11 protein-coding genes are annotated in these 15899 nt (G+C 48.0%); 8 read left to right on the forward strand and 3 right to left on the reverse strand.

The annotated features are described in order from the left end of the window. Window positions 1-40: 40 nt before the first annotated feature. From ACJ8QI_RS18435 to ACJ8QI_RS18445, 3 genes are all read right to left on the reverse strand, one after another. Window positions 41-1336 carry a lysine N(6)-hydroxylase/L-ornithine N(5)-oxygenase family protein gene (locus ACJ8QI_RS18435; protein WP_308344867.1) on the reverse strand — a complete coding sequence of 432 codons (1296 nt, stop codon included), beginning with the start codon at window positions 1334-1336 and terminating at the stop codon, window positions 41-43. A gap of 1439 nt (window positions 1337-2775) precedes the next feature. Then, window positions 2776-3378 carry a DUF2913 family protein gene (locus tag ACJ8QI_RS18440; protein WP_158524203.1) on the reverse strand — a complete coding sequence of 201 codons (603 nt, stop codon included), beginning with the start codon at window positions 3376-3378 and terminating at the stop codon, window positions 2776-2778. Window positions 3379-3723: 345 nt separating this feature from the next. Beyond that, window positions 3724-4548, reverse strand: coding sequence for an HpcH/HpaI aldolase/citrate lyase family protein (locus ACJ8QI_RS18445; RefSeq protein WP_060423102.1), 825 nt, complete (start codon window positions 4546-4548; stop codon window positions 3724-3726). 219 nt (window positions 4549-4767) lie between these two features. Here ACJ8QI_RS18445 and ACJ8QI_RS18450 point away from each other — a divergent pair, with 219 nt between their 5' ends. From ACJ8QI_RS18450 to ACJ8QI_RS18485, 8 genes are read left to right on the forward strand one after another with little or no spacing between them, the layout of a single operon-like run. Continuing rightward, window positions 4768-6624 (forward strand): IucA/IucC family protein, encoded by a 1857-nt coding sequence (locus tag ACJ8QI_RS18450; RefSeq protein ID WP_425504614.1) that lies wholly within the window; start codon window positions 4768-4770, stop codon window positions 6622-6624. A 34-nt stretch (window positions 6625-6658) separates the two neighbouring features. Next, a complete protein-coding gene (locus tag ACJ8QI_RS18455; RefSeq protein WP_060423105.1) occupies window positions 6659-8764 on the forward strand; it encodes a TonB-dependent receptor in 2106 nt (701 codons plus the stop codon). 11 nt (window positions 8765-8775) lie between these two features. After that, window positions 8776-10176, forward strand: a complete 1401-nt coding sequence (locus ACJ8QI_RS18460; RefSeq protein WP_060422618.1) for a Y4yA family PLP-dependent enzyme — start codon at window positions 8776-8778, stop codon at window positions 10174-10176. A gap of 11 nt (window positions 10177-10187) precedes the next feature. After that, entirely contained in the window at window positions 10188-11201 is a 1014-nt protein-coding gene (locus tag ACJ8QI_RS18465; RefSeq protein WP_060422622.1) for a PLP-dependent cysteine synthase family protein, read from the forward strand. Next, complete coding sequence (locus ACJ8QI_RS18470) at window positions 11201-12358, forward strand: NAD/NADP-dependent octopine/nopaline dehydrogenase family protein (protein ID WP_060441029.1); 1158 nt, start codon at window positions 11201-11203, stop codon at window positions 12356-12358. Before ACJ8QI_RS18465 ends, ACJ8QI_RS18470 begins: the two co-directional genes overlap by 1 nt. 2 nt (window positions 12359-12360) lie before the next feature. Beyond that, on the forward strand, window positions 12361-13587 hold the full coding sequence (locus ACJ8QI_RS18475) for an MFS transporter (protein WP_060422630.1): 1227 nt from the start codon (window positions 12361-12363) through the stop codon (window positions 13585-13587). Continuing rightward, complete coding sequence (locus tag ACJ8QI_RS18480; RefSeq protein ID WP_442532922.1) at window positions 13584-14744, forward strand: ABC transporter substrate-binding protein; 1161 nt, start codon at window positions 13584-13586, stop codon at window positions 14742-14744. Before ACJ8QI_RS18475 ends, ACJ8QI_RS18480 begins: the two co-directional genes overlap by 4 nt. Then, on the forward strand, window positions 14713-15897 hold the full coding sequence (locus ACJ8QI_RS18485; RefSeq protein ID WP_060441031.1) for an aminotransferase class V-fold PLP-dependent enzyme: 1185 nt from the start codon (window positions 14713-14715) through the stop codon (window positions 15895-15897). The genes ACJ8QI_RS18480 and ACJ8QI_RS18485 overlap by 32 nt, the downstream gene beginning before the upstream one ends. Window positions 15898-15899: the final 2 nt, after the last annotated feature.

The following is a 15899-nucleotide window of genomic DNA, read 5'->3' on the forward strand; positions in this document are numbered from 1 at the left end:
CCATCAAAGCGTAGTGACAATGATTAAGACGTTCTTGTATTTAAAACGCGTGTGGTACGCTTTCACTGCGCCATTGAATGGCCGTCGGCGTGGTTCCCAGATCAAATGGCTTGCGGTCTAACGCCCGATTAAGAATCCGGGCCGATCGCCACGCCATCAGGCTCAACTGCGGATCGGCGATGCCGTGATTGTGCATACTGGCGTTCATGGCGAATAAGCAGTTCTCCGCCGGGCCTTCCCACTCAAAGGTAAAGTCTGGGGCGATGCGGTATTCGCCATCCGCAGTGGTCAGCAGGCGGTGGGACAAAGGTTCAAGGAACTCTGGCGTGGCCGTCTGATAACCGGTGGCGAAGATCACCACGTCCGCCTTGAAGGCTTCCTCACCGTGATCGAGATGATGACGCGTTTCGAGTTGGTAGGCGTTATCCAGCGTGTGTTTCACGGCCGTCAGCGAACGGCTGGGCAGCAGGCGCACCCATAATTTCTCGCGCAGAACATCGAAGCGGTGGTACATGGCGCGATAAATCGCCAGCAGCGACTCACTGGTGATGCCGTCTGAGGTCATCTTCTGTTCGGCCAGCATATGACGCTTGGCCGCGCTATCCAGCGAGTAAAAGCTCTCGACGTAATCGGGCGTGAAGTATTCGTTGGCAAAGGCCGCTTCATCAAGCGCGTTGTAATTGTTGCGGCGCGATATCCAGTCGAGCTGTTCCGGCTGGCCCCATTCCCCTTTAAAAATATTCAGGAACAGATCGGCGCCGCTCTGGCCGCCGCCGACGATCGCCACGCGTTTGCCGGTCAAATCGGGGTTGCGAAGCATCATTTCACTGGCGTGGAAACAGCGATCGCTTTGCGCCGTCACGCAATCCGGCAACTTTATTTTCTTGCCTATACCAATGCTGACGTGTTTGGCGTGGAAGACCTTATTCGAGGTGGTCACCACGAACTGGCGCTGCCGATCGTCGAACTCGATCTGCTGAACGTCTTGGTTAAACGCCAACGAGTCCATCCCGCCGGCGGCCCAGGTGAGGTAGTCGGCGAACTCTTCACGCGATGCGGTGCGCTGCTCCGTCGTCAGAAAACGATAGAACTTTCTGTTTTTTACCAGGTAGTTGAGGAAACTGTAGCGATTGGTGGGGGCAACTGCGCTCACCAGGTCTTTTAAAAAGTTGGTCTGCATGCTGCAATCCGCCAGGATCATCCCTGGATGCCAGGAGAAATGAGGTTTGCGCTCCAGGAATTGCCCCGTAAACCCCTCTATTTCACTTCCTAAGGCCGCCAGGCTAAGATTCGACGGGCCAAGGCCAATGCCGATGATATCCAAACGCTGATTCATTAATAAGCTCCAGTATAATGAGAATAATACCCAGAAATACGGCTGCAGATAGGGTGGCTTATAGCAACCAGGCTGCCTTTTTCTTATAAGTAAGCTTCACGAATTAAATTTAATTAAAATGTGTACGGGCCAGAAATACCGAATTTTTAAATGCCCGTTTAGAATTGGGTAGCACATCAGGTAAAGGCTACGGGCGTATTTCTTTCCATGAAAATCCCTATGAAAGCTTGCATGTGGTTTTAATGATTATTCCTACGTAAAAATCCGATATCCCTGAGTCTCGACGCCATGAAAACGATCGCCTGAAGCGGCTACCCATCGTATGGGTTCTCATCTGATTTTCTGGTGTATGTGCCAGCCTGCGTTCGCTTTGCATTTCCGGGATCGGGTGTTCGTTGCTTAGAATAACCCTAAAATAGGCGCTGAGAAGGTGAAATAACGTGATATTAGAATCAGGGGGTATTTTGAAAAAATGAAATTAAAAGTGAAATTATGAAATCAGTTTATTATACTTCTTTTTTTACATTTTAATTCAATGGGTTGAATGCTTGTCCATAGCTGCTTGTTGAGTGAATGAGCTGGGGGTTTTCCTGAGGAAGAGGTTCCCTTACTTCGTCGTTCTCATCCTGAATCAATAGAATTCGCCCCCTGTGAGCGTTAAGTGATAGGACAAGAAGTGTTCATGCCATATACAAAATGTGTTGCGCGTTTAGTGAACATCGACTCAATGCTAATGGACTCTCAAAGAGGAGCGGCTACCCCGCGTAAGGCGATTGCGCTGATATAAAGGCCTGACTTGCTACTATGCCATCAATGGCAAGAAGGATGGGAAGATGCTGATGTTTCGGCTATGTACCGAACTAAGAGTGGGTCTAATAGAGCGATTATGAGATTCTTAATCGATAGCCTAATTATCTTAGATGAGATAACTTCTCCTTAGGCGAGGCGAAAAAATTTTTTCTGGGTGTTAACAAACGACTCTATGTGCTGAAACTTGCAAAGTTAGATGATGGCAACCTTGTCATGTATAACGGCAGGATGCCAGAGAGGCTTTGTTCCGCGCCTAAAAAATAGGGTACGCATCCCATAATGTATCCACTATGGGATGGGGTTGATGGAACATAATTGAAGATTGCAAGGGCCTCTTAATGGGCCTCTTCTTGTTATGTCTCTTTGGTAATAAAAGCTTACTTGTCTATGGAGTATAGACCACTTCGCAAGGTGGGTTGCCTGTATTCTCCCGGCAAGAAAAAAGCATTCCTTCGGTAATCTGTTTGTTATCCTGCGTGATCCTCCCGTAGTAATAGACTTTTTTCCACATTATCTCGAGCGGCTGCTGCATCATTGGCGGCAAGGCGGCTAATTTTCTTTACACTGGCGCTGGCCACTGTGGCACGACTCAGCCGAGTGTGCAGGGCTGCGTGATTGGATATAAGTGCTTATTGGGGAAACAGCACGACCCGATGGAAGAGCTCGCCTCTCTCAATCAGCTTTGCAGAAATAGCTGATTGGGCCATTAGCGCCAAGAGTGATTCAACATCTCCAATGATGCGTAACTCTAAAGTATTGGTTAACTCACCATTATCGGAGAATGCTGCTCTTAACGTATTTTCTTCCGTGTAAAACTCATTGGGTGCAGAAGATGCAGAAAAGCGTTCATCTTTCCAGATGTGGCTGTCCATGATGAAGTTTTTCCAACCTTGCTCTCTCAGTTTCTCGGTAACATAGGTGAGTCGAAATAAGTCCGATTGGGTGATGAGGGGGTCAGTGCAGGATCGCCACAGGTATTGCAGTTTTTCACGCAGCTTGCTGGCGGGGCCTTTTCTCCGTCCCTGCTCAAGCAGGAGTGCAATATCAATGGCAACACATTTTGGAAACCGCTTTTGTTTTTGAGCCGTAGCCAACCAACGAACCAAAAACAGATGTTCAGTCAACGGCGTACTGGCAACGCCTTCCTGGCGAGCAATACCCAGCCCAACAAGAGCACAAAAGGCCAGATGGCTCAGTGCTGATAGTGTAATTTCGGGGGGATTGCTTTGCATAGCAGTCTGCATCTTCGTCCCTATGATTTCAGTCCCTCTGACATCCTTGCCAGCGTAATAGTGTTACCCGATGCTATCATGAATTCATAAGAAAATCTTACCAAAATGAGCGTTGTGACAACATGCCTGGTTTGTGCGAAATGCAGCGCCTCTATCGCAGACTCGGGCTCCTTACTGGAAGGCTACTCTTTGCTTGTCGGACACTCTCTCCGGGGCAAATGCTTTGGCCTGACGTTAAATGATATCGAACGGTTAAATATATATAGATAGAGTTTATCTATAACCACTCAAATAATAATTATGATTAATATTATTTGAGTGGGTTGCTAATATGTCCATTCTGATTTATTTATTGTCCATTAAACGGGCCGCCTGTTTTATTAAAGGTAAATCTACCATCGAACCTCCGATCTGGAATGCATAACTCTCTCTGGACTGTTTTAACACTTCTTCAGCCCATTTAATTTGTTCCTCAGTAGGGCTAAATGCTTTGGCAACCACATCGACTTGATCCGGATGAATACATAATTTCGCACTGAATCCAAGAGATCGGGCATGGCAGCAATCCGTTAACAACGTTTCGGGCGTACAAAATTCGGGGGTGACGCAATCAATAGGGGGCGGTAGGTTGGCAAGCCGTGAAGCCACCACGATACGACTTCTCGCATAGAGAAGTGCCTCAGGTGTTTGCAGACAATTAATATCGTGCGAATAATCTAAAGAGCCGAACGCTAATCTGACCACACCGCTACAGGCTATACTCTCACAGTGATACAATCCTCGCGCCGTTTCTATGATGCCGATAAAGGGTAGCCTTGATATTCCGGCATTAAGCCTCGACTTCAAATGGTTTATCGTTTCACTGCATTCCAGTTTTGGCACCATCACACCCGTAATCAATGGCTTATTTAATGAATTGAGTAAACTGATGTCGTCATCAAATTCCTTGTCGTTTGGATGATTTATCCGGATATATATTCCGGTTTTAACGCTGCTCTTATTAATTTTATGTAGCCAACTCAGAACGTTATCACGCCCAAGGGGCTTTTCGTTCGGATGAACAGCATCTTCAAGATCAATAATGATCGCATCGGTACCACTGGCCAACGCCTTCGAAAACATTACCTCTTTATTAGCAGGGATAAACAAATAGCTAATCTCTATACTCATACCTTGTCCGCCTAAGTGATTGATATAAATTGATTCTCTCATCATGGATTACAGTTATGAGAATGATATTGATTATCATTTACATGAATTTATTTTGATGGTAGCGTAGTGACTGAAAGTTTTCAAGGAACCTGAGAGAGCAATGAAATATCACGTTGATCTTAAGGTTCTCAATTTACGCCTAATCGTTTCAACCCTCTTACTTTGGGAGAAAATATGATGGAGCTGGCAGAGGAGAATGGCTTTGCGAGACAGGCACTTTCAACACAACCTGATTTTTCGGCTCGTAACGCACTCTCTCGAATAATTCGTTGTCTTTTTTCGGAAAAACTACTTGATGAAAAGAAACTTGAGATTTTCGATGATAAAAGTAGGGTTAATTACCGCCTCTCTGATGGAGAATATACCCTTCGGCTAAATCTAACGGCGGTTTTTCCGGCGAATAGTGTTATTAATCGTGGTGATATTATCCTCGAGGCAGCCGACGGGAGCAAAACACCGATTCTGTCACATGAACAACTGATCGACGTCCTGAAAAATGAATTTAGTTTCAGCCCTTCGGCTGAGGGTATAGCTAAATTCAATAAAGATGTTGCTAACAGTATCCATAATGACCGGCTGGCCAGAGCGCATCGGTCAAAATGGCGGAATAGCATTACTAAAGACATGGAGAAAGAGGGGGAGTCTTATTTTGTTAAATGGATAAGACGCCATCACAGTTTGAGAGAGGGGGCGACTCTCCTGGACCAGTGGGGATCTCTGGAAGGCCACCCTTATTATCCTACCTGGAAGTCCCGGCCTGGATTAAACGATGAAGACATCGAGGCCCTGTCCGCCGAATTTGGAGCCCGAGTCATTCTTCGCATGGGAGCCATACAGGCCGACATGGTTTATTGCGAGAAGATGCCTCATGTTCAGGATACCCATCAATGGCTGTCATCGGCCTTTCCTGGCGTCTGGAGTGAATGGTGCGCCTGGCTCGAAAGTCAACATCACAACCCTCAAGAATGGCTGCCCATTCCCCTTCACCCCTGGCATCTTGAACATTGGGTCTTGGGTCATTTCGCCAAAGAAATAGACGAAGGCATTCTTTTGCCATTTGGTCCCGAAATTGAAACCGCACCCTCAATGTCGTTCAGAACTATGCTTCCGACGGCCCCGGCATTGCCTTTTATAAAATTGCCCGTTGCCATATGGATGACCAGTGAGATGCGTAGCCTCCAGGCTAAATCCATTCACATGGGGCCGCGTATTAGTACGATTATTGAGGATATCCTGGATGTGGAGCAGGGTTTTGACGGCAAACTCGACTTTTTCCGGGAAGATGCCGCATGGCATTTCCGTCATAAAGATCGTATGGATGACGCTGAGGGTAAGTTTCTCTCCGTCGTGTTTCGTAGTACGGATGCGTGGAAAAGAAACGATAATTCATTGGCTATCACGGTTGCATCGCTATTTACCGCCCTCCCGCATAAATCCGATCCCCTTATCAGTGAGCTGATTGCCTTGTCAGGATACACGCCTGAGACATGGTTTCGTCATTACACCCGGATCATACTGAAACCGGTCTTGGCTATGTATTTGATTTATGGCGTGGCGCTTGAAGCACACCAACAAAATACGCAGGTTTTATTTGATGATTCCGGCCGCGCTGTGGCCATGCTTATCCGTGACTTCGGCGATGGCCGCAGCTGGGCCCCGGCACTCCGTAAGCAAGGTTACGAACTCAAGCCTTATATCTGGCCTGGCATTTTACCCACGGTGTTTGAAGATGATATTGAACCCGTCAGAACCTTCGTCGTGGATGCTTGCCTTGTCAGTCATTTACATGAAATCGCCCTTTGCCTGACTCACTTCTATTGCATCCAAGATAACCGTATGTGGAAAGTTATTGGCGAAGAACTTGACCGTGTATTTAAAGAACTTCACCCAAGGCTAGATGACAGCTTCTGGCATCAGGAACGCGAGCATTTTATGAACCATCCCTGGTATACCCGCTCATTAATGAGCATGCATTTACAACAATATACTGATTATCGACTTCAGCACGGCCTTAATAATCCTTTAGCTGATTGATACGCCGGTAACTCTGGGACTCGAGATAATGGTTATGAATCGTAGAAAGAAGTTTCTGGTTTTGGCTGTTGTAGAAATTTTAATTCCTTATATTGCGAACGCGGAAGATACCGTTGTCGTTACCGCCGACAGTGCTGTTACACAAACTGAAGATGAACTATCCAAACAAGCCAACATTGGCTTATTAGGAAGTAAAGTCATTCATGATACGCCATTCAGTATCAAGGGATATACCTCGCGATACATTGAAGACAGGCAGGCTAAATCTCTCGGCGATGTTATAAAAAATGATTCATCCGTGCGGGTTACCTCTCCTTCAGGCGGGATCCTGGATTCTTTCATGATCCGTGGATTCCCTATTGGTGAAGGCAATACCGGTGAAGTGGCACTCAATGGTGTCTATGGTGTGGCACCAAATTATCAATTATTGCCGCAATATCTCGAACGAATAGAGTTACTGAAGGGGCCGGGCGCGGGGCTCTATGGGATGTCCCCGAATGGAGGGGTTGGCGGTGTCATCAACGCAGTGACTAAAAGGGCTACAGCTCAGGATATTAAACGACTCACCACCACCTGGGAGTCCAACAACCAACTCGGTGCATACGTCGATGTCGGTAAATTGTGGGTTACCCCGGACGGTGAGGTGTGGGGAATCCGTTTTAACGGTGGCGGTAGTGGTGGCGATTTGGCACTCGACAATGCCTATAAAAATACGGCATTAGGCGCGCTTGCTCTCGATTATGGGAACGGAGGGGTGAGGGCTTCCCTTGACCTGCTTGATCAATATCAGCGAGTCAAATCCCCAAATCGCCCCTTCACTGTCGCTGCAGGCATTGATGTTCCGGATGCTCCTGATGGTAAGACAAACATCGCACAAAAGGGGATGTGGTGGAAAATCCGGGATCAGGGGGCATTGCTACACACAGAATACGATATTAATGACAACGTGACCGTTTTTGCGAATGCAGGCGGTGGGCGCTCGATGGTTTCACGCATATCAGAGCAAACCCCTAATATTATTAACGACAAAGGGGATGTCGTCTCGACGATTACTAATTTCCGCTTTAAGGTGAATCGTTATACTTTAGAAGCTGGCGCAAGAAGTTATTTTTCAACCGGTTCCATTGATCATCAGGCGACGCTGCAGGTCAGTTATTACCATGATCGCCTCGCAATCGCCAGCACTTGGGGGCAAACGGTAGATTCCAATATTTATTCCCCGTCAGACGTTGATGTCACCCTGCCTTCTGCGCCAGCCAGAGTATCAAAAACCTCCTCCAGCCAGTTAAGTGGTCTCGCGCTTGCAGACACAATGACCGTACTGGATGGACGTGTTGACATCACGCCAGGCGTGCGTCTCCAAAGGGTTCGTGCCGATAACTTCGCCGCTAATGGCGATCGTTCATCCACCTATGATGACTCTGCCGTCACTCCGATGCTTGGCCTGGTTTACCGTCCCTGGAAACCCGTTTCGCTGTATGCCAACTACATTGAGGGGCTCAGCAAAGGTGATGTTGCCCCTGGTACGGCACAAAACGCAGGTCAGGTGATGCGTCCATACCGATCGCGTCAATACGAAGTGGGCATTAAATACGATGAGGCGGGAATCCAAAACAGTCTTGCTCTTTTCCAGATCACGAAGCCGAGTGGTGCAATCGACAGTAACAATACATTCAATTCCAATAGCGAGCAGCGGAACCGAGGAATTGAACTGAATATCTCCCATAAACCTCTTGATAATTTGCGAATGTCAGGAAGCCTTTCCCTGATTGATGCTGAGCTCACCAAATCTCCCTCCACCGGCGTTCGTGGTAACAAACCCGTTGGCGTCTCCCCGGTACAAGCAAACGCGGGTGTTGAATATGACCTCCCTGTCCTACGGGGATTGTCCCTGAACAGTCATGTTAATTACAGCGGGAAGCAGTACGTCAATCAGGCGAATACGCAGTCTATCCGTTCTTGGACAACGGTAGATATGGGGGCTGCCTATAAAACGCGTGTGTACGGTACACCGGCAACTTTCCGCTTTGATGTTCAGAACGTGTTAGATCGCCATTATTGGGCTGGCGTGGCGTCATACAGCACCATTGCGCAGGGAGCGCCACGCACCTTCCTTGCATCGGTAACCATTGATTTCTGAGAGGATTTAATATGGCTTCGCTGTTAAATACCTATTGCCGGGAAACCACTTCATGGCGGGTAAGCCCTGCCAGAGAATTACCCCCCTATGTGGATCCTGTTATTGCCCGATGGTTAGAGACGTCCCCTGATACTCTTGTTCGCTTATCAGAAATTTACGGTTCTCCGCTCAATATTGTTTGGCCGCATACCGTGGAGAATAATTTCAATGCGATGGCTGCTATTACGGCGGGATTTGGTATTGAAGCGAAATTTTATTATGGCGTTAAAGTCAATAAATCACAGTCGTTATTACAGGCTGCCGTCGCTGCCGGAACAGGGGCTGATGTATCCAGCCTGCATGAGCTCAACGATGCTATCCGCGCTGGATGCAGAGGCACCGATTTGTGTGCCACCGGTCCTGCAAAAACAATACGTTTTTTGCAGGAGTTAATTCTGCAGGGGGCGCGGATTGTCGTGGATTCAGTCGAGGAAATGGACGATCTCATGGAAGTAGCTAAATGCTGGAAAAGCCCGACAGGCCGAATCAGTATACTACTGCGCCTTCGCCCCGCGTTCAGCCATACCAGCCGTTTTGGTATGTCATCCAGTGAAGTGAGTGCCGTGCTTCAGAAACTCGAGACCTGTAATCCATTAAAAATCGATGGCTTCCATTTCCATCTTAGTGGCTACTCGCCCGTATCCAGGGTTAACGCTTTTTTTGACACATTACCGTTGATTGCCTGCGCCCGTAGTCTTGGCCATTCCCCATGCATTATCGATATCGGGGGAGGGTTGCCCGTTCAGTATGTAGAGGGGAATTGCTATAAGGCATGGCTATCCTCACAGACGCAGGAAAACTATCGTACTCGACGGGTCCCGGATGCTTTCTATCCCTATGGTGGTGATATAAACGCTGAGCACTGGCTCACTCAGTTTCTTGGCGGCGCGGGCCCTGTGGGTAAAAGAGTCTGCGATGCATTAATCGATGAAGGATTAACGCTGTGTGTCGAGCCCGGAAGAAGTCTGGCCAACCAGAGCGCCATAAGTGTTTTTCGTGTATGTCGAGTCCGGCCTCACGGTGATTCCGGATACGTTATTTTTGTCGAGGGAAGTAGCTTCAGTGCATGCGAAACGTGGTTTAACTCTGAATTCTTAAGCGATCCGCTTCATATTCGTCAGAATTCTCATGAGCCATCTCCTGCTGCGAAAGCATGGATTGCGGGTCATAGTTGCCTTGACGAGGACGTTATAACTAACCGTCTGATTGCATTCAAGCACCTGCCTGAACCGGGCGACTTGCTGATATTTGCCAATACCGCTGGTTACCAAATGGATTTACTGGAAAACCAGTTCCACCGGCACCCGCTCCCCACAAGACTGACCGCTGTCATGAGCTCGCGCCAAAACCTCATTTTTACCGTTGACAATTAAGGAGTTGTAAAATGATCTTCAGAAAAGTAACTGATTTGATTGGCAATACTCCCGTCATTCAATTACCGCTGGCGCAATCTGACTCTCGTCTTTATATCAAAGTGGAGAAGAACAATCCTGGCGGGAGCATGAAAGATCGCATGGCCAGAAATATGATTGTTGCGGCGCTGAAATCAGGGCGGATCCAACCAGGTGGGACGATTGTTGAATCATCATCAGGAAATACGGGGATCGGCCTGGCCATTGCGGCTATCGAATTTGGGCTTAAATTTATTGCAGTGGTGGACCATCATGCCGCTCAGGATAAAATTACCATCATGCGAGCTCTGGGAGCAGATATTCGTTACGTTAAGGGTAATTATGGTGAAAATGAAGTCGCGGTTGTGGAACGACAGCGTATGGCGGCTGAAATTGCAGGTGAAATACCCGGCGCAGTTTTCATGAACCAATCAGATAATGCGGCCAATGCCGGTGGATATGCAGACCTGGTGCGTGAAATTATCTGCCAGATTGGCAAAGTCGACGCGTGGATTGGATGTGTTGGCACTGGCGGTTCGATGACAGGGATAGCGCATGGCCTCAAGGTTCATAATCCGGATACAGTTACGATCGCGGTAGAGCCAGAAGGCTCTATCGTATTTGGCAAGCCAGGAAAACCCTATTATCAATCAGGGACCGGCACACCGGAAGGAGACACCGTCGGATTAGTTCTGGATTACAGCTGCATTGATTATGGTGAACAGGTTTCCGACGTCTGCGCTTTTGAAACTGCACGCTATCTTGCGCGCCGTTTCGGGCTGCTTGTTGGCGGTTCTACCGGTGGTGCAATATATAAAGCGTTGGAATTTATCAATAATGGAACGATTCGGGGGAATGTGGCTCTCGTTATTGCAGATGGCGGTGAAAAATATCTAAATACGATCTTCAATGAGGAGTGGCTCAAAGAACGGGATCTTCTCTCCGAGCAAGTCTGGGAGAAACTTGATGGCTGGTTTGCACTCTCTTCTGTTCAGGAGGGAGAATAATGTTCTCAGGCGAGAAGTTAAGGGTAACAATATGTGGGGCCGGCCGTACGGGCCACCTTGCTGCCATTTTATTCAGTCAAAATCCCGCAGTTGCAGTAACTCTTTACACTAGCCGGCCAGAAACTGTCACCGCATATCAAGGCAGTGGCGCTCAGTTGCATGCGATCATGCCTGACGCAAATGTCATAAAAGCCTCTGCCGTCAGGATGACGGCGTCAGTCGATGAAGCCTGCGCCGCTGCAGATCTCATTATCATTACTGCCCCAAGCCATGTACGCGAAAGCGTGCTTCAAAGCATCGCGCCAGCGCTGCCCCGGCATAAGCAGGTCTTCGTCGGAGCCATTCCCGGTTTTGGCGGATTTGACTGGCTGGCAGAAAAAGCATTTGGAGGCTTATCGAATATTGTTATATGGGGCATGAAAGATGTCCCCCATATTGCGTTTGATCTTGTACCCGGAAAAAGTGTCAGGATAGGGGGGGAGAAATCACAGTTGTACGTGGCTGTTCATCGCCGGGAAACACCTGAGAATACCGATATTCTGCTTGATTATCTGAGGCAGCTTTATGAGGCTCCCGTCACTCTGCTGTCTAATTATCTGGAGATTACCCTTACACCAGGAAATCCAATCATGCACAGTTCCGTCATTTATGGCCTCATCGGCCCATGGGGGCAGTGGCACGGGCATGCTTTCAATCATATTCCGTGTTGGTGGAGTGATTGCCCTGAACTCGGTGCTTATTTCCTTGCTCGCTGTGATGAGGAAAATCAGGCCTTATGTAAAGCTGCCGAACTTTCACTGGGTATCGATCTCAGCTCTGTGCAGCCATTGCAGCAGGAAATAGTCGAGGCATACGGTGACTCAATTTCTGACCCCAGAACACTCCTCAGTATTTTACGAACGAATAAGGCCTATGAGGGGATCCCGCTGCCTCTGATCCGCGAAGGGCGATCCGACACTTTTATTTTTGACAAAAACCATCGGGTCTTTCGGGAAGATATTGGCTGCGGTTTAAGCCTGCTGGTTTTAATCGGCCAGAGGCTCAAGGTGCCAACACCATATATAGAAGAAATCTATTACTGGTGTTGCGAGTATATGGGAGGGAAGATTGCCCGCTCCCCGATCCCCGCCGATTGGCCAACGATAAGGAGGGAATGAGGATGCGCGTAACGGGCAGTGTGACTTTTATTGTCCAGTTTCTGTTTATCGTGCAACTGCTTTCGATGGGAGCGATGGAAATGAGCGGCCCTTTTTGGCCGCTTCATATCGAAAGCATGACGTCCACAGAACTACTGAGCATCGCTGGCACAGGGGTGTATATAGCACCGATGCTTGGCGTTATGCTAACCAGCACATTCTGGGGGCGGGTAGGCGACAAAACGGGCAATAAAGTCATGATGATCCGCGCACTGATGGGCCTGGCATTAACGCAACTTGGGCTTGCTTTCGCCAATGACGTCTGGCTGGTGCTTATTTTACGTTTTTTACAGGGTACCTGTGCGGGTTATATTGCGCCGGCGCAGGCCTATGGTATTGCAATGGTGCCAGCGGCACAGCGTACGAGACTTTTTGCCTGGTTGCAGGTGTCGACCAACGCAGGCTCTTTGGCAGGGGCGATTATCGGGGGAGCCATTCTCGATCTACTGAGTTTCTTCTGGATAAACGTCAGCGCATTCATTATTTGTACGCTATGTGCACTGATTGTTCTTTTCATATTACCTGCTGATGCTCCTCATGGAGTCTCGTCTACTTCAGCTGTTCATTCAAAAGATAAGAAAAGGACTCCAACTGGAATCAACAATGGCGTCATTGTTGGCTTACTGACGGTTCTTGGCTTGTTATTAATGAGCCGCATGATTACGCAAACGCCTTTTTCTCTTTATGTCAGCACGGTGTTCAATGCCCCTAATTGGCTAACAGGATTAGCTTATGGATTACAGGCTACGGGAGTGATTGTATCAGCGTCTCTCTGGGCAAGATGGTTTGAAGCGCACGATATAGCCAGCACGCTCTACCGAATGGTGGGGATCATCATGGGATGTATCCTGGTAACACTGCTGCTGGCTACAGTAAGGGAAACCAGCTGGTTTATCGGGCTTTATTTTTTATGGGGAATTCTCCTTGGCGCAACCACGCCTGTGCTTACCGCATTAATTTCGCGCACAACAGCCGAAGGTATGCAAGGGTATATATTGGGGGTGGTCCAGAGCATCAGCCAGTTCGCCTCCATCATAGGTATTGCTTTGGGGGGCGTAGTCCTTCTCTGGCCGGGGTTGTCAGCGTTGTTTCTTTGCGTTGTGGTCATGTATTCCATGACTTTAATGATTACGTTAAAAATCAGCCGTTCTTCAAGGGAATTCAACAAGAAAATAGGTTATGAAAAATGATATTACGACTTGTGCTCTTTATTGTATTGTTAACCTCATCAGTTGCTCATGCTGAACAGACGGTGACGCCTGTAACCGATCTCCTTGGCCGAACCGTTAACATCAAATTACCGGTACAGCGTGTCATCCTTGGGGAAGGGCGCCAACTGTATCTGGTCGCAATGCTTGATAAAGAAAATCCTGCCAAGAGGATAGTGGCCTGGCGGAAAGATTTAATACAGTCAGATCCGGCAACATGGCAGCAGTACCGGCAACAGTTTCCACAACTGGAGAAAATCCCGACATTTGGAGGCAGCGAGCAAGGGACCTTCGATATCGAACAGGCTATTAATTTGAAACCTGACGTCATCATCATGAATATGGATGCGCGAAATGCCATTGTTGACTCAGGGTATGAAGCCGCACTTGCCAGTGCGGGTATCCCAATTGTCTATGTGGATTTTCGGTATGACCCTATTGCACATATTCCTCTTACAGTGAAACTATTTGGCGAGTTATTTGGTCAATCGGAACGCTCTGAAGCCTATTTAAAGTTTCGCGATAGTGAGTTACAACGCGTCATATCCAGGACTTTAAAATTACAGAAGCCATTGCCAAAGGTATTTTTAGAACGTCTTGGAGGTTATTCAGAAGAATGCTGTATGACCTTTGGAAAGGGGAGTTTTGGGCGTTTTGTTAAATTAGCCGGAGGAGACAATATCGCAACCAATCTTGCTCCCGGTTCATTTTTTACGCTAAATCCTGAAAAGGTGATAGCTGCAAATCCTGATGTCGTCATACTCACCAGCGGGAATTTTCAGGCCTTCGTTCCTGGCGGAAGGTGGATCCCTCTCGGACCGGGCGTCAATATCGAGGAGTCCAGGCGTAAGCTGGCATGGTTCACCACCCGTCCAGCTTATGCAGATAGCACTGCCCGCCGTAATAGCGCATTTTTCGCCATCTGGCATCAGTTCTACAACAGCCCGTATGACGTTATTGCCATCCAGCAACTCGCCAGATGGATACATCCACAATTATTCGCGGACCTGGCCCCTGATGACACATTCCGTCGTATGCATCAGGAATTTCTTCCCGTTCCGTATCAATCCGGGTATATGGTAAGCCTGAAAAAAGAGGAGAATAACCATGACGTTAAGTCTGGCACAACTCCGCGCTGACACGCCAGGGACTGAGCATGTTATTCATTTTAACAATGCAGGAGCAAGCTTAATGCCTGTCCCGGTTATACAGGCTGTGCATGAACACTATTTAAAAGAAATTACCCTCGGTGGGTATGAAGCCGCAGAGAGTGAGCGCCAATGGCTTAGTGATATATATGGTTATCTGGCGAAAATGATCCAGGCAAAGCCTGCAGATATCGCGCTTGTGGAAAATGCTACCCGGGCCTGGGACATCGCATTCTACTCTCTTCCCTTGCGCCCTGGAGATATCATCCTGACTTCGACCACTGAATATGCAGGTAATTATATACCTTACCTGCAACGACAAAAACGTGATGGCATTCAGATCAACATTCTGGAAGCGGATGAGGAGGGGGCTGTTTGTCTGAAGCAATTACAACATGCCCTTGGCAACCCTCGGGTCAGATTAATCAGCCTCCCAATACTGGGAACTCATGGGGGACCAATACAGCCGGTAGAAAAAATGGGCGCCCTTGCTCGTGATGCTGGCGTGTGGTTTTTCCTTGATGCTTGCCAGGGTATTGGACATTTACAACTTGATGTCCAAAAAATTGGGTGCCACGTGTTAACAGCCTCAGGGCGTAAATACCTGCGAGCTCCACGCGGTACGGGTTTTTTATGGATGGACAGCACCCTGAGTTCGAATATTGAACCGGTGTGGCTTGATCACCATGCTGCAAGACTTATAGATGAGCAGAGTTATCATATTAGCGAGGGAGCCCGACGATTCGAATGCTGGGAGGCAAATATCGCTGACAGGCTTGGCCTGGGGGCTGCCGCGAAATATGCGCTTTCGTTAGGGCAAGATAAAGTAACGCAAAGAATTTTTAAGTTGGCTAAGCAACTTCGCTTAGGCCTGAAATGTATAACGCACGTTCAGTTACAGGATAAAGGAGATAATCTATCAGGAATAGTTACATTTACAGTTAAAAATAAAACAGCTGAATCTGTTAAGGAATACCTATCGGCTCAACCACGTCGAATTAATGTCTCATGTTCTCGATTTAGTTCGACATTCATTGACATGCGAAATCGTGGGCTGGAGTCAGTCGTTCGTGCATCCGTTCATGCGTATAACAGTGAAGATGAGATAGATATCTTACTTAATGCCCTTGAAAATTTCAGGTGAGG

Origin of the sequence: Serratia sp. CY84636, from assembly GCF_052166245.1 — a bacterium.
GTDB lineage: Bacteria > Pseudomonadota > Gammaproteobacteria > Enterobacterales > Enterobacteriaceae > Serratia > Serratia nevei.